Annotated in this window: 17 protein-coding genes and 1 pseudogene; 11 read left to right on the top strand and 7 right to left on the bottom strand. The window is 38.2% G+C overall.

Annotation, left to right across the window (positions count from 1 at the left end):
• Positions 1–1,368 (bottom strand): annotated as a pseudogene (locus B2X72_RS02525) (oligopeptidase B); the annotation flags it as partial.
• Between the two features lie 324 nt (positions 1,369–1,692).
• Between B2X72_RS02525 and B2X72_RS02520 the strand changes: the two are divergent.
• The 6 genes from B2X72_RS02520 (at position 1,693) to B2X72_RS02495 (ending at position 7,685) form a co-directional block, all read left to right on the top strand.
• Positions 1,693–3,318 (top strand): S8 family serine peptidase, encoded by a 1,626-nt coding sequence (locus B2X72_RS02520; protein WP_075990903.1) that lies wholly within the window; start codon positions 1,693–1,695, stop codon positions 3,316–3,318.
• Positions 3,319–3,398: 80 nt separating this feature from the next.
• On the top strand, positions 3,399–3,590 hold the full coding sequence (locus B2X72_RS02515; RefSeq protein WP_286848201.1) for a hypothetical protein: 192 nt from the start codon (positions 3,399–3,401) through the stop codon (positions 3,588–3,590).
• Positions 3,591–3,755: 165 nt separating this feature from the next.
• On the top strand, positions 3,756–4,433 hold the full coding sequence (gene nth / locus B2X72_RS02510; RefSeq protein WP_075994622.1) for an endonuclease III: 678 nt from the start codon (positions 3,756–3,758) through the stop codon (positions 4,431–4,433).
• A 67-nt stretch (positions 4,434–4,500) separates the two neighbouring features.
• Entirely contained in the window at positions 4,501–5,526 is a 1,026-nt protein-coding gene (gene recA / locus B2X72_RS02505; protein WP_046674918.1) for a recombinase RecA, read from the top strand.
• A 191-nt stretch (positions 5,527–5,717) separates the two neighbouring features.
• Positions 5,718–6,485, top strand: coding sequence for an endonuclease/exonuclease/phosphatase family protein (locus tag B2X72_RS02500; protein WP_075990901.1), 768 nt, complete (start codon positions 5,718–5,720; stop codon positions 6,483–6,485).
• An 18-nt stretch (positions 6,486–6,503) separates the two neighbouring features.
• Positions 6,504–7,685: a metallophosphoesterase family protein gene (locus B2X72_RS02495; protein ID WP_083663473.1), complete on the top strand. Its 1,182-nt coding sequence runs from the start codon at positions 6,504–6,506 to the stop codon at positions 7,683–7,685.
• A 63-nt stretch (positions 7,686–7,748) separates the two neighbouring features.
• Here B2X72_RS02495 and pruA read toward each other — a convergent pair whose 3' ends face one another.
• The 6 genes from pruA to B2X72_RS02465 all read right to left on the bottom strand — a co-directional run bounded on the left by pruA (position 7,749) and on the right by B2X72_RS02465 (position 12,104).
• On the bottom strand, positions 7,749–9,386 hold the full coding sequence (gene pruA, locus B2X72_RS02490) for an L-glutamate gamma-semialdehyde dehydrogenase (protein ID WP_075990900.1): 1,638 nt from the start codon (positions 9,384–9,386) through the stop codon (positions 7,749–7,751).
• Between the two features lie 168 nt (positions 9,387–9,554).
• On the bottom strand, positions 9,555–10,214 hold the full coding sequence (gene msrA, locus B2X72_RS02485; RefSeq protein WP_182981020.1) for a peptide-methionine (S)-S-oxide reductase MsrA: 660 nt from the start codon (positions 10,212–10,214) through the stop codon (positions 9,555–9,557).
• A 155-nt stretch (positions 10,215–10,369) separates the two neighbouring features.
• Positions 10,370–10,978, bottom strand: a complete 609-nt coding sequence (locus B2X72_RS02480) for a superoxide dismutase (protein ID WP_120333147.1) — start codon at positions 10,976–10,978, stop codon at positions 10,370–10,372.
• A gap of 101 nt (positions 10,979–11,079) precedes the next feature.
• Complete coding sequence (locus tag B2X72_RS02475; protein ID WP_046674913.1) at positions 11,080–11,547, bottom strand: nucleoside deaminase; 468 nt, start codon at positions 11,545–11,547, stop codon at positions 11,080–11,082.
• 9 nt (positions 11,548–11,556) lie between these two features.
• Complete coding sequence (locus tag B2X72_RS02470; protein WP_286848199.1) at positions 11,557–11,898, bottom strand: tRNA-binding protein; 342 nt, start codon at positions 11,896–11,898, stop codon at positions 11,557–11,559.
• Positions 11,895–12,104: a hypothetical protein gene (locus B2X72_RS02465; RefSeq protein WP_070561956.1), complete on the bottom strand. Its 210-nt coding sequence runs from the start codon at positions 12,102–12,104 to the stop codon at positions 11,895–11,897. The genes B2X72_RS02470 and B2X72_RS02465 overlap by 4 nt, the downstream gene beginning before the upstream one ends.
• Positions 12,105–12,191: 87 nt before the next feature.
• Between B2X72_RS02465 and B2X72_RS02460 the strand changes: the two genes are divergently transcribed.
• The 5 genes from B2X72_RS02460 (at position 12,192) to B2X72_RS02440 (ending at position 20,426) form a co-directional block, all read left to right on the top strand.
• Positions 12,192–12,788, top strand: coding sequence for a porin family protein (locus tag B2X72_RS02460; RefSeq protein WP_286848198.1), 597 nt, complete (start codon positions 12,192–12,194; stop codon positions 12,786–12,788).
• 171 nt (positions 12,789–12,959) lie between these two features.
• Entirely contained in the window at positions 12,960–13,730 is a 771-nt protein-coding gene (locus tag B2X72_RS02455; protein WP_046674909.1) for a succinate dehydrogenase cytochrome b subunit, read from the top strand.
• Between the two features lie 57 nt (positions 13,731–13,787).
• The gene (locus B2X72_RS02450; RefSeq protein WP_286848197.1) at positions 13,788–15,722 is read left to right on the top strand and encodes a fumarate reductase/succinate dehydrogenase flavoprotein subunit; all 1,935 of its coding nucleotides are present in this window, start codon (positions 13,788–13,790) and stop codon (positions 15,720–15,722) included.
• A gap of 14 nt (positions 15,723–15,736) precedes the next feature.
• Positions 15,737–16,510: a succinate dehydrogenase/fumarate reductase iron-sulfur subunit gene (locus B2X72_RS02445; RefSeq protein ID WP_182330307.1), complete on the top strand. Its 774-nt coding sequence runs from the start codon at positions 15,737–15,739 to the stop codon at positions 16,508–16,510.
• A gap of 169 nt (positions 16,511–16,679) precedes the next feature.
• On the top strand, positions 16,680–20,426 hold the full coding sequence (locus B2X72_RS02440) for an ATP-binding protein (protein ID WP_286848196.1): 3,747 nt from the start codon (positions 16,680–16,682) through the stop codon (positions 20,424–20,426).
• The last annotated feature ends 263 nt before the right edge of the window (positions 20,427–20,689 follow it).

Below are 20,689 nucleotides of genomic sequence, written 5' to 3'. Positions count from 1 at the left end.
TTTGGTTCCCTTTTTATAAACAATAGAGATGGGCACTTGAACACCATCTCTTGCTGTTGCAAAAACACGTTCGGTGATATACGCGGTTTGGTCATACCCTCCCAAAATCTCCTGTTGCTTTAACAATATTTTCTTCTGCTTAGCCATATCATATTCATAGACTGAGCTTGGTGTCACTAAAGAAGTATAGCCATATCGTAACTTATCACTGTTGTATTCAACATTAATACCCGGGTATACCGTATAGGCAACTTCTCCGAAATCCAAATAGTGCTGATGCTGACTCTTTAAATTATAAATTGCCAATTGGGTCAATCCATTTTTCCTTTCAGCAATCGCCAGAAAATCCTTAAACTCTTCAATATCGCTGACCAATACATCCGGTCGATGGTCTATGAATGGCTGCCAGTGGCTGCGATCTGTACGATCTAAGGGACATTGCATGATTCGGAAATTAATAGCTCCATCATTGGTAAGTATTAAGAACCGATCTTCCAATGCAACAACCGAATAGAGAACATCCTGTATCCTAGGCTGAAAAATACGAAATTCCGATTGCGGTGAGTCAGCATTTAATAACCAAATTTCTGAGGATAATGTCCCTTCAGAATTGATCATAACATATTTTCCATTTTTGGATTTACCAACTCCGATATAATTTGTGTTATCTTTTTCTTCATACACAAGCACATCTGCTGCAGGATCGCCCCCCAGTGTATGCCGCATAATCTTTTCACTAAGCAAGGTAACAGGATTCTTGGCCGTATAGAACAAGGTTCGATTATCATTTCCCCAAATAGCGGCTCCCTCTGTATTCTTTATCTGGTCGGGATAGATTTCTCCGGTCTCGATATTTTTGATAAATATGGTATATTCTCTCCGAGAGACAGTATCCACACTAAAGGCTAGCAAACGATTATCCGGACTCACAGAAAATCCTTTTGCCGTATAATATGCATGCCCTTCGGCAAGCTGATCTACATCCAACAGCACTTCCTCTTCGCATTCCAGTGTCCCCTTTTTCCGACAGAATTTAAAATATTGTTTTCCCTCTTCCGTCCGGCTATAATAAAAGTAGCCATTTTTGTAATAAGGCACAGACTCGTCCTTTTCCTTAATCCGGGATTTCAATTCATGAAAAAGACTTTCCTGTAAATCTTCGGTATCTTGAAGCATTAAATTGGTATAATTGTTTTCCTCTTCCAGGTAGTCAATAACTTCTTGCGATTTTTCTCCTTTTTTAAAGTAATCAATCATCCAGTAATAATCATCTTGCACAGTATCATCATGTATCTTTCTGACATGAGGGTAAATTGCTGCCACTGGGGCCATCACATTAGGCCAAACTATTTTCTTATTTTGTTGCATTCGTTTTCTTATATGCTACTCAATATACATACTTTCTTATTCTGCTACCTGGATCAATCAACTAACACAGGAAACTCCTTGAAATGGTTTGAATTTAAGATATTTCGTCAACAATTTGCTAAGAGATATGGATTATAAATACTTTTAATAAAAATTAACAGTTCAGAAGAGGCATTAGCATTATCTTTGCTATTCTGCTATAGGCAGGAATATGCGAGCTTACACGCTCATGAAGAAAATTTAAATAAACAGGAGAGAATAATCAGGTGGAACGCGTTCTTTGATACAAATGAAAGCGGAACACCTATCAAGAATTTTGTACATATGAATTTAAGAAAATCACTATATCTACTTACTTTGGGCGCATTGCCCCTTATCTCTTTCGGACAATCCGATACCATTCCAGCAAATTGGTTCAATTTGGATTATAAAACAGATGGGGTCATGGGAATCAGTACCGAAAAAACGTATAAAACTTTATTGAAAGGAAGAAAATCCACTCCAGTCATTGTTGGGGTATTGGATGGAGGTGTTGATGTTTATCACGAGGATCTCAAAGATGTTGTATGGATCAATGTGAAGGATAGTCTTGCAAACGGTATAGATAATGATGGCAATGGTTATATCAATGATAAATATGGCTGGAATTTTATTGGAAACGCCGATGGAAAGGATGTTCAGTTCGATAACCTAGAATTGACAAGACAGCTTAGGGTTCTGGACAAAAAGTTTGCAAACATCACAGCAGCAACAGAACTCAATGAAACTGATCGAAAAGCTTTCGCTAGTTATCAAAAGATGCTTGCCAAATATAAAAACAAGCTAGAAGAAGCTAAGATGGGCCAATTTTCCTACGATGCGCTCAAACGCAACATAGACGCTGTGGTACGTGAAATAGGTAAAAAGCCCGAAGATATCACACAGGAGGATATAGACAATTTCAAAGCAACCACAAACACGCAACGTATCGCACTTGGCTATGCAAAGGATGAAATCAACAACGGCGGCTTCGCCAAATTTTTTGATGATATCACCGAAGGTGCAAAATATTTCAACAATCAAGTTGATTATCATTTAAACAAAGCATACGATTCTCGACCTATTGTTGGAGATAATTATGAAGATGCTTCAGAGCGATACTACGGAAATGCAGATGTAAAAGGACCGGACGCATTACATGGTAGCCATGTCGCTGGAATCATTGGTGCAAAACGTAATAATAATGTTGGTATCAACGGCGTAGCGGACAATGTTAAAATACTCACAGTTAGACTTGTCCCTGATGGTGATGAGCGTGATAAAGACGTCGCAAATGCCATTCGTTATGCAGCAGACAATGGCGCTAAAGTACTTAACATGAGCTTTGGAAAAAGTTATGCCTATAATAAACAGGCCGTAGACGATGCCATCAAATATGCTGAATCCAAAGATGTCCTGATGGTACATGCCGCAGGGAATGACAGTGAAGATAACGATATAGAGCCTAATTTTCCGATGAAGTATTATACGGATGTAAAAGGTGATACAACCGGGATTGCTAATGCTTGGATCACAGTGGGTGCAACCGGCCTTTATTTGGACAATGAACTATTAGCCGATTTTTCCAATTATGGTAAAAAAACTGTCGATGTTTTCGCGCCTGGCGTCCACATCAACTCAACGGTACCAGATTCCAAGTATAAAGAAGAACAGGGCACAAGTATGGCTGCTCCCGTTGTCGCTGGTCTGGCCGCCATGATTCGTTCTTATTACCCTAATTTGAGCGCTGTGGAAACGAAACAAATTATTATGGAATCGGTAGAAAAGCCGAATCAACTGGTACAGGTAAAAGTTGGTGAAGATGCCAGCAAAACGGTTCGATTAGCAGACATTTCGGTCACTGGAGGAATCGTTAATGCATATAACGCTATCATAAAAGCGGAGGAATATACTAACAGAAAGAAAAAATAAATATTTTCTCGTTTTTTATACCAAAACTATCTTTTGTCCGTTTAATTAATTAACTTACAGAAACAAAACAACAGATGCTTATGGTAGAAAACTTTACCCAATCAGAAAACGAAGTTCAAAATTTGCTAACCCAAAACGAAAAGGTAATGACAGACGAGGACATAGAAAATGAATTGAAACTTCAATTACCAAAAATGTTGCTTCATCCAAGCAGAAGATGTGTTGAGAATATCCTTGTATATTCTAAACAACTAGAAAAAAGAAAGGCCTAATCTGGAGATTAGGCCTTTCTTTTTCACCTTACGACATCCATGATCAGCTATAGTGTAAAACTGCTGTGACTCGCCTTACCTTCCACAAACTAAAATCAGATTATTCTCCTTCTACTAGGTTTCAAAATTTCTTTTTTGATGGAAATTTTGGCTAGTTTTGAACCGATGTTAAAACAAGAACGATACAAGGCTTTCGTAGATTATTTCTCCAAAAATAGTCCTGACGCACAGACAGAACTCAACTATAGTAATCCCTTTGAATTACTGGTTGCCGTTATTTTATCTGCACAGTGTACAGATAAAAGGATCAACCAAGTCACGCCCAAGTTGTTTGCACGCTACCCAGATGCACACAGCTTGGCAGCTTCCAGCGTAGACGAGGTGTTTAGCTATATACGATCTGTAAGCTATCCGAATAACAAGGCCAAACACCTTGTGGGGATGGCTCAGCTACTGATTGAAAAGTTCGACAATATTGTACCCGAAAAAATTGAGGATCTTGTGAAACTTCCAGGTGTAGGTCGAAAAACAGCTAATGTCATTTCCTCTGTTGTTTATCATAATCCCGCTATGGCCGTAGATACCCATGTTTTTCGTGTTGCAAACCGTCTTGGGCTAACTTATCGTGCAACAACACCATTAGCTGTGGAAAAACAATTGGTAAAAAATCTACCTAAAGACACGATTGCCATTGCCCATCATTGGCTTATCTTACACGGGCGTTATATATGCCTGGCCCGAAAACCACTGTGTGAGAAATGCCCTATCACTTATATGTGCAAATACTTTGAAAAAAATCACCATATAAAAAGTGTCTCAGCTATACCAGAGACAAAAAACTAATTTTTTTAGTGAAAATATTTGGTTTATGATTTTTAATTTTTAATTTTGAGAAATATATACTAAAAATATGAGCAACACAGATAAACTAAAAGCTTTACAGCTGACGTTAGATAAATTGGAAAAGAACTTTGGAAAAGGTTCAATTATGAAATTAGGTGATACTGCTGTTGAGCCGATCGAAGCTATTTCTACAGGATCTCTAGGCTTGGATATCGCCTTAGGAATTGGCGGTGTACCAAAAGGCCGTATCATTGAAATATATGGACCTGAATCTTCAGGTAAAACTACCTTAGCAACTCACATTGTTGCCGAAGCACAAAAAAAAGGCGGTATTGCAGCAATCATTGATGCTGAGCATGCTTTTGATAAATATTACGCTCAAAAATTAGGCGTAGATGTAGAAAATTTATTGATTTCTCAACCAGATAATGGTGAGCAAGGTTTAGAAATTGCTGATAACCTAATCCGTTCTGGTGCAATCGACGTTATTGTTATTGACTCCGTTGCCGCTTTGGTGCCAAAAGGTGAGATCGAAGGCGAAATGGGTGATTCTAAAATGGGGCTTCAAGCTCGTTTGATGTCACAAGCTTTACGTAAGTTGACAGGTACAATTTCAAAAACAAACTGTTGTTGTATTTTCATCAACCAATTGCGTGAAAAAATTGGTGTGATGTTTGGCAACCCAGAAACAACAACTGGTGGTAATGCATTAAAATTCTACGCTTCTGTACGTTTAGATATCCGTCGCACATCACAAATCAAAGATTCTGATGAAGTATCGGGTAACCGCGTAAAAGTGAAGATTGTAAAAAATAAAGTTGCACCTCCGTTCCGCATAGCGGAATTTGATATCATCTTTGGTGAAGGTATCTCTAAAGTAGGTGAAATCATTGATCTAGGTGTTGAATATGGTATTATTAAAAAAGCAGGCTCTTGGTTTAGCTATGGTGAGACCAAATTAGGACAAGGTCGAGATGCTGTTAAAGCCTTATTATTCGACAATCCGGATTTAATGGACGAACTTGAAGCTAAAATCCGAGCTGAAGTGACAGGAGAAGATCCAATGCTTAACATCGAGGAAAACGAAGACTAGTTGCTGTAAAAATTAGTATAATGTAGGTAGCCATCCTGTTTAGGATGGCTATTTTTTTTGCGAAAATTCAAGTGCTTAGATGATTATTTTGTTACATGTCCAAAGTTTTCAATTTGTACTAATAGATTTTATTAATTTTAGCAGGTCGAGCCAAAAACGCCTGACATCCAATGCTAAACTTAATATAAACAATGAATCGTAAACTAATTCTATTTCTTTTAATACTGCTAGGCTCAGTATTTCATCTACATGCACAAACGATACGCATACTCTCCTTTAATATCCACCACGGAAACCCACCCACCGAAAAAGAATCAGTTGTCAACCTTGACACAATTGCCAAAATTATTAAAAATTCAAAAGCTGACCTCGTAGGTCTTCAGGAAATCGATGTCAATCTCGGTAGATCATACTTTGAAAATCAAGCCAAAAAATTAGCCGAATTAACAGGCATGCACTATATCTTTTCCAAAGGGATAGACCTGGATAAAGGTGAATATGGTACCGCCATCTTATCAAAAAATCCAATTGAACGTGTAGAGAAACACTTTCTACCTTCCCCTGTGCAAAGCGAAACACGTAGTTTATCTGTAATAGAAGTCACGATACACAAAAGGAAAATCTTATTTGCAAATACACACCTTGACCTGAAAGACAAAAACAAAATCGAACAGGCAAAATTCATCACCAAGCGTTTCAAAAACGAAAAGTTACCCACTATCCTTGTCGGTGATTTAAACTCAGAACCCAATGATCCAGCGATTACTGAACTTAGCAAAATATTCACAAAAAGCAGCATTGCTAACGGATTTACGTTTCCTCAAGATAAACCCACTACTGAAATCGACTATATCATGATCAATACACCATCTGCCGCAAAGTTCTCCAACCACCGTATTCTGAACGAACAATATGCGAGTGATCATCGGCCATTATATGTCGAGATAAACATTAAATAACCACTTGTGATCTTAAATATGAATTTTAACAGAAGAAGATTCTTAGAATCCCTGGCTCTGGCCGGGATTACATTACCTAATATAAGCGTCGCGCAAGAAAAAGACGCAAATGAGGCAGAAAGCGAGTTCAGTTTTGTCGTACCTGCCTATCTACAAAATCAAACCGAAACAGGAATCAGTATTTTTACGATTTTGAGCAAAGATGCCTTTGCTTGGCTCGAGATACTGGACAATGGAGGGAATGTCCAAAAAAAGATCTACCAATCCGAAGATGGGATGATCAATGCCAATACTGATTTTTTTCATTTTACAATTGAAGACGCACCGCGTTCATTTCGTTATCGCATCAAAGCGAAGGAAGTGCAAAAATTCGATCCTTATAAAATCGTATACGGCCAAGAAATAGAAACCCCTATTTTCGAGGCCAAATTAGCCAAGAACAATCAAGAACAGATTCGCTGTCTTGTCTATAACGATGTACATGAGGAAAAAAGCAGTTATCGTGACCTTATTCCGCATCAGGATATTTCACCCTACGATTTTTTTGTACTGAATGGTGATTCCTTTCATTATGTCACCAATCAGCAAGATATTACGGAGAAACTACTAAAGCCAATTGAATTTTTTGCGACAGGAAAACCATTCATTATGAATCGGGGAAACCATGAGACAAGGGGATCCTTCGCACGTAATTTCAAAAGATATTTTGGTTATCCTGACAACAAGTATTACCAAGCCTTTAAAAGAGGTCCTATTTTTTGGATCATGCTGGACAGTGGCGAAGACAAGCCTGACAATCATGAGGTATACGCCGGAACAGTCGATTATGATAACTACAGAAAAGAACAGGCTCAATGGCTGGAAAAGGTTCTACAATCCAAGGAAAGAAAGAGTGCACAGCACACTGTTGTCATTAGCCATATACCGATTTTTCATTCGGATGACTGGCATGGTACCTTGAATAACAGAGCATGTTTCCATCCCTTGTTTCAGAAATATAAAATTGATGCCATGATCTCTGGTCATACACATCAATATGGCTACTACCCTGCAGATAAAGACCACAATTATCCTGTATTTATAGGGGGAGGTCCAAAAGTTGGGAAAAGAACTATCATCGATGTAGCCGGGAACAACAAGTCATTGAACATACGGATGACTAGAGACGATGGCACAGAACTGGGATTATTTAAGAAATAGAAAAGGGCGCTTAATAAGCGCCCTTTTCTATTTTGATTGAAGAAAGCTGCTATGCGAGCTTCCTTATTCTCCCTTTTCCAAGAAAGGGTATCTATAATCTGTATCTGGATTAAATGTTTCTTTGATTGTACGAGGAGACACCCAACGAAGCAAATTGATCATTGATCCCGCTTTGTCGTTTGTACCCGAGCCTCTAGCACCACCAAACGGTTGTTGACCTACGACAGCACCTGTACACTTATCATTCACGTAGAAGTTACCAGCGGCATGTCTTAATTTATCTGTTGCTAAATTAATGGCATAGCGATCTTGCGCAATGATTGATCCAGTCAAGGCATAAATAGATGTTGTATCAACAATATCTAAGGTTTCTTCAAACTTAGCATCCTCGTAAACATATACGGTCAGGACAGGTCCAAACAATTCCTCAACCATTGTCTCGTAATCTGGTTTTGAAGCCTCAATGATTGTTGGATGAATGAAATATCCTTTAGATTTATCGTATGTACCACCAACTACAATTTCTGCGTCATTAGATTCTTTAGCTCTGTCGATATACTTCGCTAATTTATCAAATGACTTCTCATCAATTACAGCATTGAAAAAGTTTGTAAAATCTTCTGTTCCACCGATTGTAAAAGATTTTACGTCAGTCGTCATAGATTCTTTCAATGCAGGCCACAAGGATTTAGGAATGTATGCACGCGATGCCGCAGAACATTTTTGACCTTGGTATTCGAAAGCACCACGAACCAAAGCTGTATTTGCAGCTTTTAAATCGGCCGAAGGGTGTACAACGATAAAATCCTTACCACCAGTCTCACCAACAATACGTGGATACGTCTTATAACGGTGGATATTGTTACCGATCGTCTTCCAGATATCCTGGAATACTCCTGTTGAACCAGTAAAGTGGATACCTGCGAAATCTGGGTGTTGGAAAATCACATCACCAGCGTCAGGACCTGAAACATACACCAAGTTGATAACACCATCCGGAAGACCAGCTTCACGGAAAATTTTCATCAATACATTTGCTGAATAGATTTGGGTATTGGATGGTTTCCATACCACAACATTCCCCATCATTGCGACACAGGAAGGTAGATTACCCGCAATCGCTGTAAAATTGAATGGAGTCAATGCAAATACAAAACCTTCAAGAGGACGTTGTTCTACACGGTTCCACACACCTTTACCTGATATAGGAGGTTGTTGTTTATAGATTTCGCTCATGTATTGTACATTGAAACGCAAGAAATCTACAATCTCACATGCCGAATCAATTTCTGCCTGATATGGGTTCTTCGATTGTCCCAACATTGTAGCAGCATTCAACTCATAACGGTATTTACCTGAAATCAATTCAGCAGCTTTTAAGAATATCGCAGCACGATCTTCCCAAGTAAGATTTTCCCAATCCTTTTTCGCCGCTAAAGCTGCATTGATTGCATCTGTTACATGAGATTTATCGCCTTGATTGTATTGACCTAAAATATGTTGGTGGTCATGTGGAGGAGCTAAGTTTACTTTTTTAGAAGTAGTGATTTCTTTACCACCAATATACATTGGGATATCGATTTGTTTCGAACGTGCCTCATCAATTGCTGCTTTCAACAATTTACGTTCTTTCGTTCCGACAGCGTATGTGTACACCGGTTCGTTGGTAGGAACAGGAACTGTAAAAAATCCTTTAGACATATTACAATTATTAATTATTCATCCAAAAAATACTATTTATGAATCATGAAGGGATCAAGTTTGTTCATTCCATTATTTTCATCAGAAACCATGGTTTCAACCTGTTAGCATGACACTAAATAGCGTTAATAGAAGTAAAATTACCTCAAATTTTATGAATACCCAAAGTTACTGTCCTTCTTTGAGCACCTTGGAAAAGATACGTTTAAATTTTTCCAATTTCGGTTTAATCACCAATTGGCAGTATGGTTCTTTTCCATTTAATCTATAATAATCTTGATGATAGTCCTCTGCTGGATAAAATACGGTTGCCGGAACTACTTCGGTTACAATAGGTTTATTGAAAACATGCTCCTTTTCTAACGTCGAAAGATAATATTGCGTCTTATCAAGCTGCTCTTTATTGTGCACAAAAATAGCCGAACGATATTGGGTGCCAACATCATTTCCCTGACGATTGAGCTCCGTTGGATCGTGTGCTACAAAAAAGGCCTCCAATAGTTTATCGTAGCTGATCACTTTTGGATCAAAAATAATATTGGTTGCTTCCGCATGCCCTGTACTCCCGGTACAAACCTGCGCATAACTTGGGTTTGCTACCCATCCACCGGTATATCCCGAAACCACATGTACAACACCCTCTAACTCCTTAAACTGAGCCTCAGTACACCAAAAACATCCTGCAGCAAATGTCGCCGTATCCAAACTCGCCGTATTTTTTTCAGGTAATTTGGTGAAATCAGGTTTCTTTACCCGATGCCCCTGCTGCTGCCCCTGGCAGGAGTTCAATACAAAAAGTGCTGTTAAAAGTATCAGAATATTTCTCATAAATAATTACCCTTCTTCTTTCCTTTTATGTTCCCTGAATTATTGGAGTTAAATTCATGCCCTATAAACAAATACCAACTAGGTTTTGTTTATAAAATAGAAAAGCGACAATAATAACTTATTGTCGCTTTTCTATTGTTCTATCAAATGATCAACTATTTAGCTGCAGCATAGTTTTGTGCTACGGCATCCCAATTGATAACATTAAAGATTTCCTCTAAATACGCTGGACGCTTATTTTGGAATTTCAAATAATAAGCATGCTCCCAAACGTCGATACCTAAGATAGGCGTACCTTTTACCTCAGCAACATCCATCAATGGATTGTCTTGGTTTGGTGTAGAAGTTACTGCAAGTTTACCATCAGCACCAACAATTAACCAAGCCCATCCTGAGCCAAAACGAGTGGCACCAGCAGCTTGAAGTTGTTTTTTCAACTCATCAAATGAACCAAATGTAGCATTGATTGCTTCAGCTAATTCACCTGTTGGAGCTCCACCTGCATTTGGGCCTAAAACCTTCCAAAACAAAGAGTGGTTGTAGTGACCACCACCATTATTACGTACGGCTGCGCTGTATTTACTTACATTTTTAATAATATCCAATAGGGATAAGTTTTCTGCGTCTGTTCCTGCGATAGCTTTATTTAAGTTATCCACATATGCCTGATGGTGTCTGTCATGGTGGATTTCCATTGTAGTTTTGTCAATATGTGGTTCCAATGCGTCGGCTGCGTATGGTAACGCTTCTAATTCAAATGCCATATCTATTTTAATTTAAATGTTTATTACTTCGTTTATACATACAAATATAACACAATATACACGTTTATGTTTTTATGTGTTACAATAAATCCATTATTTCCCTACCGTTTTTGACGAAAAAATGATTTTACCAAATCAGCACATTCTTCCTGCAAAACGCCATGTGTAATGACAGTTTTGGGGTGTAATATTTTATCGTGAAAATGGGAATAGCCACGCTTTTCATCTTTGGCTCCATAGACTATTTTACCAATATGTGTCCAATAGGCCGCTCCGGCACACATAATACAAGGCTCAATGGTAACGTATAATGTACATTCATCCAGGTATTTGCCCCCAAGGTAATTTGCTGCTGCTGTAAAAGCCTGCATCTCAGCGTGAGCTGTCACATCATTTAATCGCTGCGTCAAATTATGACCTTTCCCTATAACACGTCCTCGATGAACAATAACTGCCCCAATAGGCACCTCTCCCTCTTCGTAAGCGACCTTAGCTTCATTCAATGCCATACGCATGAACGACTCGTCACTATCGATGAGTTGTGTTCCTTCAAAATCTATAAATGTCATGGTACAAACTTAACTAAGTTTAGATCCATTTGGTAATTTTTTGTCGACGGATGTCAAAATAATATCTCCATTTTCGTCCGGAAAGCCGGTCACTAGACACTCAGAAAAGAAATTAGCGATCTGCTTTTTGGGAAAGTTGACAACTGCGACAACTTGCTTCCCAATCAATTCCTCTTTGTTGTAGTGTACTGTAATCTGGGCACTACTCTGTAATACACCAATTTCATCGCCGAAATCAAGTTTCAACTGATATGCTGGCTTTTTAGCTCTTGGAAAGTCTTTTGCTTCTAAAATAGTTCCTACCCGTAAATCCACTTTCTCAAAGTCGGTCCAACTAATGGCGTCACTCATAATCGGTTGCTACTAATATCCTGAATCTCTTTACCTATCGTAAATAAAACATAGGAAGGCTTCCGTCCCAAACGTAAAGACAATCTATTGATCAGTTTATCTTCCTCTCCTGCTTGAAAAGCTAAATCTTCATCACTTAAGTGGTTGTACTTGCGACGGAGTTTTTCTTTGGCTACTTGCCACTGTTCTTCGTTAATTTTCAGCATAACTCAGATTTAGGTATAAAATTTGTATATCTTTACTGAACTGTAAAAGTTTGTTTAAAGATACAATATATACATAAATAAAAGATTATGAAAAAGATTTTACCAGCATTACTTTTGATTTGTGGTAGCGTAGCAACGGCACAGGCGCAGCTTTTGCCAGGGTTTGAGGTGGGTGTAAAAGGAGGCTTGAACTTCTCTAAACTTAAAAGCGATGGAAAATATTTCAATTCTGACACGAAAGCAGGCTACCAAGCAGGTCTTTATGGACGTGTTGGTGTATTGGGATTCCATATTCAGCCTGAGGTTTATTTAACAGGTAAAAACACCAAAGTAACAAATCCGGACGGCGAATCGACAGATGTAAAATTTACAACAGTCGATGTTCCAGTATTATTAGGCAAACGCTTTGGCTTAGGTCCGATTGGAGCAAGGATTCAAACTGGCCCAATATTTTCATTTAAAGTCGATGACAAGCAAGATCAAGTCATTGACCAATTGAACCCAAATAACTACAAAAAAAGTGGTACATCTTGGGCATTTGGTGTAGGTGCTGACATTTCAAGCTTACGTGTTGATGTAAGATATGAAATGGGCTTAAACAAAGTCAACAACGAGAGCCAGGCAAATCCCAAAATCAACATGTGGAGTATCGGTTTAGGCTATAGATTATTCAGTATCCTATAGTTCTTTAAACCTTGTTCATATACTGTTTAAAAGTCCGTTTTTATTCAAAACGGACTTTTTATTTCAATAAACTTTAGAACCGTTCTAAATTATTGCTTTTTCTTGTCAAAATGGTATCATATTTAATAGCAAATAGTAGATTTGCCTAATTCAAATTAAATTACAAGGATAATGAGTAAATCAAAGCCAGTTTTCAGTTCTTCGATTGGGAAGAAGCTAATCATGAGCTTAACAGGAATCTTCCTATGTTTATTCCTAGTTGTTCACTTGGTTGGTAACTTGCAATTATTTAAAGATGATGCGGGTCTAGCGTTCAACAAGTACGCCTATTTTATGACTCACTTTACACCAATCAAAGTTGTTTCTTACTTATTGTATGCTTCGGTAATTGTTCACGTCATCTACGCTATTACATTGTCGATGAAAAACAAGGCCGCTCGTCCTATTGGTTATGCCAAATATGATGGTCAAGCAAACAGCAAGTGGAATTCACGCAACATGGGTATCTTAGGTACTGTCATTTTAGTATTCTTAGCTACGCACATGTCTAATTTTTGGTGGAAGTTTCACAATGATGAAGTGCCGTACATCGAATACCGTACTGATTTGGCAACTGGACAAACCACAGCGAGAGAACTTCAAGCTTCTGAATTCCACGACTACCAAGAAACGGTAGAAAACAATGTTCAAATCTTAAAAGCGAGAGATTTGTACAAGCAAGTTGACTTTGCATTCAAAAATGTTGCATTGGTAGCTTTGTATGTTATTGCGATGGCAGCTTTGGCATTCCACTTAATTCATGGTTTCCAATCTGCATTCCAAACTTTAGGTTTTAACCACAGAAGATATATTGGAATCATCAGAGCAATCGGTGTTTGGGTATTTGGGGTATTAATTCCAATTGGCTTTGCAATAATGCCATTGTTTTTCTTCTTTAAATAATTCAGAATCTTTTAAGATAAAGCTCAGGCTTTATCGATCAATATAAAATTAAGAGATATGTTAGATTCAAAAGTACCAGCGGGCCCATTAGCCCAAAAGTGGTCAAATTATAAATTTAATCTTAAGTTGGTTAACCCTGCTAACAAACGTAAATTTACTGTTATTGTTGTTGGTACAGGTCTTGCTGGTGCATCTGCAGCGGCATCTTTAGCCGAATTAGGATATAATGTAATTACCTTCTGTTACCAAGATTCACCTCGTCGTGCGCACTCTATTGCGGCACAAGGTGGTATTAACGCAGCAAAAAGCTACCAAAACGACGGAGACTCTGTTTTCCGTTTATTCTACGATACAATCAAAGGTGGTGACTACCGCTCACGTGAGGCAAACGTTTACCGTTTGGCAGAAGTATCTGTCAACATCATTGACCAATGTGTTGCTCAAGGTGTTCCATTTGCACGTGAATACGGAGGTCTATTGGACAACCGTTCTTTCGGTGGTGCGCAAGTTAGCCGTACCTTCTATGCACGCGGTCAAACGGGACAACAATTGTTGTTGGGCGCTTATTCAGCGTTAAACCGTCAAATCAAAAAAGGAAAAGTAAAATCTTATACGCGTCATGAGATGTTAGACTTGGTTATGATCGATGGTCATGCTAAAGGTATCGTAACTCGTGACTTGGTTTCCGGTAAAATCGAAACTCATGCTGCACATGCAGTATTGATGTGTACTGGTGGTTACGGTAACGTATTCTTCTTGTCTACAAATGCAATGGGATGTAACGTTACAGCAGCTTGGAGAGCACACAAACGTGGTGCTTACTTTGCTAACCCTTGTTATACTCAAATTCACCCAACGTGTATTCCTGTAACTGGAGATCACCAGTCTAAATTGACGTTGATGTCAGAGTCTTTACGTAATGACGGCCGTGTATGGGTTCCTAAAACTCAAGAAATGGCAGAAAGATTACGTAAAGGTGAGATCAAAGCCAATGATATCAAAGAAGACGACAGAGACTATTTCTTGGAGCGTAAATACCCTTCATTCGGTAACTTGGTACCACGTGACGTAGCATCTCGTAATGCAAAAGAAGCTGTTGATGATGGTCGTGGTGTTGGTAAAACTGGTTTCGCCGTATTCTTGGATTTTAAAGAAGCGATCGGTCGTCTAGGCGAAGATGCAGTACGTGCTAAATACGGTAACTTATTTGACATGTACTACCAAATCACTGACGAAAACCCTTACAAACAACCAATGCGTATCTACCCTGCTGTTCACTATACAATGGGTGGCGTATGGGTTGACTACAACTTGATGACTACAATCCCTGGTTTGTATGCTTTAGGTGAGTGTAACTTCTCTGACCACGGTGCAAACCGCTTAGGTGCTTCGGCATTGATGCAAGGTCTTGCTGATGGTTATTTCGTGATCCCTTACACTGTGGGTGATTACTTAGCTAAACTAGGTTCTTTCGCACCAGTAGATCATAGCCATCCTGCTTTCGAATCTACGCGTAAAGAGGTTGAAGATAAAATCAACAAATTGTTGTCTTTAAACGGTACAGAAACTGTTGATGATATCCACAAAAAACTAGGTCTCATCATGTGGGAATATTGTGGTATGGCTCGTACGGCTGAAGGATTACAAAAGGCACAAGGTTTGATCCAAGAGTTGAAAAAAGAATTCTGGACAAACGTTAGAGTGCTTGGAGAAAACGAAGAATTAAATCTTTCTTTAGAAAAAGCTGGTCGCGTAGCTGACTTCTTAGAATTGGGTGAGTTAATGGTTGTTGATGCATTGCAACGCGCTGAGTCTTGTGGTGGTCACTTCCGTTTAGAAAGCCAAACTGAAGAAGGTGAAGCAAAACGTAACGATGATGAATTCGCCTATGTATCTGCTTGGGAATACAAAGGAGACAATGTACCTGAGGAATTACACAAGGAAGACTTGGTATTCGAGAACGTTCAGTTAACACAAAGAAGTTATAAATAAGAAGGAAAATTATCATGGCACAACATATGAATTTAACGCTGAAAGTTTGGCGTCAAAAAAATGATAAAGATAAAGGTCAATTTGTAACTTATCAGGCAAACGATATCGCTGATGATATGTCTTTCTTAGAGATGCTTGATATTGTCAATGAAGAATTGACTCGTAAAGGAGAAGATCCTGTATATTTCGATCACGACTGTCGTGAAGGTATCTGCGGGATGTGTTCATTAGTAATCAATGGTCGCCCTCACGGTCCTAAAGAAGGCACCACAACATGTCAATTGCACATGCGTAGCTTCCACGATGGACAAACTATCGTGATTGAACCTTGGAGAGCTGCTGCATTCCCGGTATTGAAAGACCTTGCAACAGACCGTACGGCTTTTGACCGCATTCAACAAGCGGGCGGATATGTAAATGTCAATACAGGTGGTGTTCCTGATGCCAATGTTATTCCGATCCCTAAACGTATTGCTGACGAAGCTTTCGAATCGGCAACATGTATCGGTTGTGGTGCTTGTGTTGCAGCCTGTAAAAATGCATCTGCAATGTTATTTGTGTCTGCAAAAGTCTCTCAATTTGCCTTATTACCTCAAGGCCAAACTGAGCGTTACGAACGTGCACAGGCAATGGTAGATCAAATGGATGCTGAAGGTTTCGGTAACTGTACCAACACGGGTGCTTGTGAAGCTGAATGTCCTGTAGGTATCAAGTTAACAAACATTGCGCGCTTAAACCGTGAATATTTAACTGCTAAAATCTTCCGTCAAGAAGAGCCACACGTTTAATTAGCATATTAAATCCTTCATGTTTTCGCTAGCATCAACAGCTACGAAAACCTAATGAAGATTCTTTCTGGCTCATGAAAATGGGTAATTCAGAAAAATAATATAAAAGTCCTTGCCCTAAGAAAGCAAGGACTTTTTTTTATATTTACAATAATGTAAATTGACGCACGTGAATTCTGGTATAAAAATTCGATTACTCCTACTTATCTTGACTTTATGCTTTATAGGAACAGCTATAACCATTAAAGAATCTGTTACCAATAAGGAAATACTAGACATTGATACAAAATCACTCAATGATTATATCGCTCAACAAGAGAAAAAAGTCGATCGAATTTTCAATGATTCACTCCTGCTCAAAACATTTAAAAACTACGATCAGTATCCTATTGCAGTATATCAGGCCTTCGAAAAGTTTAAAACCAACGAAAAGGTTTTTCTATTTCTTTTTAAGGACCATGAACCCAAGATGTGGAGCACGCATCTATTTGTGCCTATTACAGATCAGGGATTTCCAGAAAAATCCAATTTTATTCAGGATGATAACCGTTCTTACGTTGTTCGAAAAAAAACAATTGGCAATATCAGTATACTCGCCTATATTATTGTAAAAGGCTATACAAATAACAACAACCCGTATTTAAATAGCTCTTTGCGGAGAAACTTCTTCGACTCCAGAAATATTGACATCGCCTCCTATACAGACACGGTCACCATTAAAAATATCTATAGCAATGAGGGGTCTTATCTGTTCTCCGTTAAGCTAAAAGATGGAGAGCATGAAAATGCCTATACAATTTTGCAATTCTTCTGCTGGCTACTTGCCTGGATCGCGTTACTGATCTTCTTCAATAGCCTCTGCTTACATATGGCCAAGACAGGAAGAGCCTGGTGGTCTGCGATACTGCTATTGTCGATATTTAGCCTTGTCAAATTTGCCGATCTTAAGTGGAACCTGCTGTCCGAAAATGCGACATTTTCAATTTTCGACTCACGGAATTACGCCTATAATCGCTTCTTCCCTAATATATGGTCCGTGATGTCCACCACCATATTGGTGCTATGGTTGGTTCTATTTATCTATTCAATTCGCAAAGAGCTCAACTTTGACAAAATAAAAAACATCCGGCTCTTTAGAATTCCTATCGCAATCGGATTTATTCTAAGTATATATCTATCGTTCGGTCTATTGTATGACATCGCTGGTACATTAATTACACACTCCAATAACATCTATTTTGATTTCACAAAACTTGTCGATTTACATTTCTTAAGTTGGGTAGATCTAGGCATTGTTGGCATGGGTATTTTGGCTTTAAGTATCTACATTGATCTTGTACTATTTTTTCTTAAAAAATTAGAATTAAAACCGACGCAGCTACTCAATATTCAACTGGCATGTGTCATTTTTGTCATCCTGATCATTTCCTTTTATATCGAGAAAAATAGCCTGGTCAATTTGCTACTCGCGCTGATCATCCTTATTAAATCATTTGGCGAGAAGTATTTCGACAGACATATATTAACAAATTATATTGCTGTACTGATACTTTGGGCAATCATAAGTGCGATCACGCACGCACGTTTCTATCAGGAACGGAACTTAATTGACATGAAAATCTTGTTGAGTAATCTACAATCAGAAGATGATGTCAATGCTGTTTCATTATTCTCTGATATTGAAAGTAGCTTAGCAAACGATCAAGAATTAAAACACTTATTTAATATCAGCCTTCCCTATACCAATACCGAGGGGATCAACGATTTTATCAAGAAAAAATACTTTAGTGGCTATCTTTCCAAGTACGAGTTCAAAACATATTATTATGATCAGAATAATATTCCGCTCAATCCAGCCAGTCAGAATAAGATCAATGAATATCGAGAAAAGGTAATCAACAAGTCGATAAAAGTCACTCAGAACTTCTACCGTGCCAGCGCTGAATTGGGTACGCATGAATACTTCTCCATTATTCCTGTCACCATTGACCAAAATAGGATTGTCAATGTTATCATCAATCTTTCCAATAAAGATTTTAGTTATACGGTTCCCTATCCCGAAATCCTCACCGATATGCGGATCAACAATTCGCAATATTATAATAAGGGGGATTATTCGATAGCCCTCTATAAAGGCGGTTCTTTAATAACACAGTTTGGGAAATATACCTACGAGAACAATTTAAGGGGGCTGAAAGGTGTTCCAGGAGAATATATCCAAGTACTGGACCGTGATGCATACCTACATATGGCTTATGTTGCCAATAAATTCTCAACATATGTTATCAGTAAACAAAAACCTTCTTTTTGGGACTATCTAGCGACTACTTCATTTTTGTTCCTGGTATTTTTTATGATTTTCATGTTTTTCCATTTCATAAAATCATTCTATATCTTTCTTAAGAATACCAAGCTAACTTTCCGTAATTTAAAATATCAGTTCTACAAAATAGTAAATAAAATACAGTACTCTACACGTATCCAAACCTCCATTATCTCATCGGTAATACTAGCTATCCTCATATCTGCGGTAATTTCGTATATAAGTATCAACAAGCAACTTTATAATAACAATAAAGCAAGTAAGGAACGTTTTATTATCGAATTGGGCAAACGGATGGAAAATATGTTGACCTACACAGATGAAACATCCACCGAGACGCAGCTTATCAGCATGCTCAAGACATTATCTGAAACAATTTCCAAAGACTTCAATCTTTATTCCAAATCAGGCAGGTTGCTTTATAGCTCGCAACGTAGAATCTACGATCTGGAACTTTTCTCTACTTTCATTAATCCAGCTGCACTGAAGAATCTTTCTATCTTAAAAAAATCGGAGACGATTGAAGATGAGCGTATAGGCACTTTTCAATTTGAGACCAGTTATGCAACCATTAGGGACAAAAACTATAATACACTCGCTTATATAGGTATACCAAACTTCTCGCTTCAGAAGGAAGAAAATATTAATAAGAATCTTCTTTTAAATACAATAGTGAACATTTATTCGCTGATCATCATAGGCTTTGGTTTTTATGCGACATTTGTGGCCAACAGTGTCACCAATCCATTGAGCATCATCAGTAAGAAGATCTCACAACTACGCCTGGGACAACCCAACGAACCTCTGTTTTGGCAACGAAATGATGAAATAGGTACATTGATCAAAGAATATAATCTCATGATCATAAAACTTGAAGACTATGCCAATAAAATCAAAGATACTGAGCGCGAATCAACTTGGCGTGAGATGGCTCAACAGATAGCCCATGAAATCAAAAATCCGCTGACGCCAATGAAATTAGGTATTCAGCAACTCCGTAGATCGTACAAAGATGAAGACCCTAAATTTCCGGATCGCTTCAATAAATTCTCCACTTCATTTATCGAACAAATCGATGCATTGACGCATATTGCCTCAGAATTTTCGCACTTCGCAAAATTCCCAAATACAGTAATGGAAAACATCAATATTGTAGAAAAGGTAACAAAGTCCATTTCCTTGTACAACAATACACCAAATGTAAGTATTCGTCTCATTAACAATGCCGATCACAAAACCCTTATTGTTAAGGCTGATGGTAATGAGTTATTGAGAACCTTCAATAATTTAATAAAAAATGCGATTGAAGGAGGTTATGGGCGAAAAAACATGAAGATCGAGATTTCCATTGAACGCTACTCAGACAAATTTGTCAAGATAGACATCAAAGACAATGGTTATGGAATTCCCAAAGAGATGCAGGATAAAATTTTCCAAATTAATTTCACGACAAAGAGTTCAGGAAACGGCTTAGGGCTAGTTCTTGTCAAAAAAACAATTGAAGCCAGTAATGGGCAAATTTATTTTGAGACTGTAGAAGGCGAAGGTACAACGTTCCATATACTGCTTCCTTTGCAACAGATAGAGTCTTAATATGTGTAGATAGCAATCAACAAAAATAAGACATCGAAGAAAGCTTATATGCGCTCCATCTTCAGTGTCTCTAAATAAGGACCTGCCGCTCCGTTTGTGTAAAGAAGGGGCTGTCACACCAACTGATGTAGATAAAAATATAGCGTTCAATTAGGGTATAACTCAAACACTGATAGCATAAAACTAACCAGTTAATCGATAGCCTTATTATTTTGCTTTAAGGATCAGTATAACAAGAACAGTACACTATAAACAAAAAAGCT

The organism is Sphingobacterium sp. UBA7253 (assembly GCF_002472745.1).
Lineage (GTDB): Bacteria > Bacteroidota > Bacteroidia > Sphingobacteriales > Sphingobacteriaceae > Sphingobacterium > Sphingobacterium siyangense.
This window is presented reverse-complemented; position numbering and strand designations above follow the sequence as displayed.

Bases quoted from the DNA above. Each gene is read 5' to 3' on its own strand.
- B2X72_RS02520 (WP_075990903.1), top strand. From the start codon at position 1,693: ATGAATTTAAGAAAATCACTATATCTACTTACTTTGGGCGCATTGCCC.
- B2X72_RS02515 (WP_286848201.1), top strand. From the start codon at position 3,399: ATGGTAGAAAACTTTACCCAATCAGAAAACGAAGTTCAAAATTTGCTA.
- nth (WP_075994622.1), top strand. From the start codon at position 3,756: ATGTTAAAACAAGAACGATACAAGGCTTTCGTAGATTATTTCTCCAAA.
- recA (WP_046674918.1), top strand. From the start codon at position 4,501: ATGAGCAACACAGATAAACTAAAAGCTTTACAGCTGACGTTAGATAAA.
- B2X72_RS02500 (WP_075990901.1), top strand. From the start codon at position 5,718: ATGAATCGTAAACTAATTCTATTTCTTTTAATACTGCTAGGCTCAGTA.
- B2X72_RS02495 (WP_083663473.1), top strand. From the start codon at position 6,504: ATGAATTTTAACAGAAGAAGATTCTTAGAATCCCTGGCTCTGGCCGGG.
- pruA (WP_075990900.1), bottom strand. From the start codon at position 9,386: ATGTCTAAAGGATTTTTTACAGTTCCTGTTCCTACCAACGAACCGGTG.
- msrA (WP_182981020.1), bottom strand. From the start codon at position 10,214: ATGAGAAATATTCTGATACTTTTAACAGCACTTTTTGTATTGAACTCC.
- B2X72_RS02480 (WP_120333147.1), bottom strand. From the start codon at position 10,978: ATGGCATTTGAATTAGAAGCGTTACCATACGCAGCCGACGCATTGGAA.
- B2X72_RS02475 (WP_046674913.1), bottom strand. From the start codon at position 11,547: ATGACATTTATAGATTTTGAAGGAACACAACTCATCGATAGTGACGAG.
- B2X72_RS02470 (WP_286848199.1), bottom strand. From the start codon at position 11,898: ATGAGTGACGCCATTAGTTGGACCGACTTTGAGAAAGTGGATTTACGG.
- B2X72_RS02465 (WP_070561956.1), bottom strand. From the start codon at position 12,104: ATGCTGAAAATTAACGAAGAACAGTGGCAAGTAGCCAAAGAAAAACTC.
- B2X72_RS02460 (WP_286848198.1), top strand. From the start codon at position 12,192: ATGAAAAAGATTTTACCAGCATTACTTTTGATTTGTGGTAGCGTAGCA.
- B2X72_RS02455 (WP_046674909.1), top strand. From the start codon at position 12,960: ATGAGTAAATCAAAGCCAGTTTTCAGTTCTTCGATTGGGAAGAAGCTA.
- B2X72_RS02450 (WP_286848197.1), top strand. From the start codon at position 13,788: ATGTTAGATTCAAAAGTACCAGCGGGCCCATTAGCCCAAAAGTGGTCA.
- B2X72_RS02445 (WP_182330307.1), top strand. From the start codon at position 15,737: ATGGCACAACATATGAATTTAACGCTGAAAGTTTGGCGTCAAAAAAAT.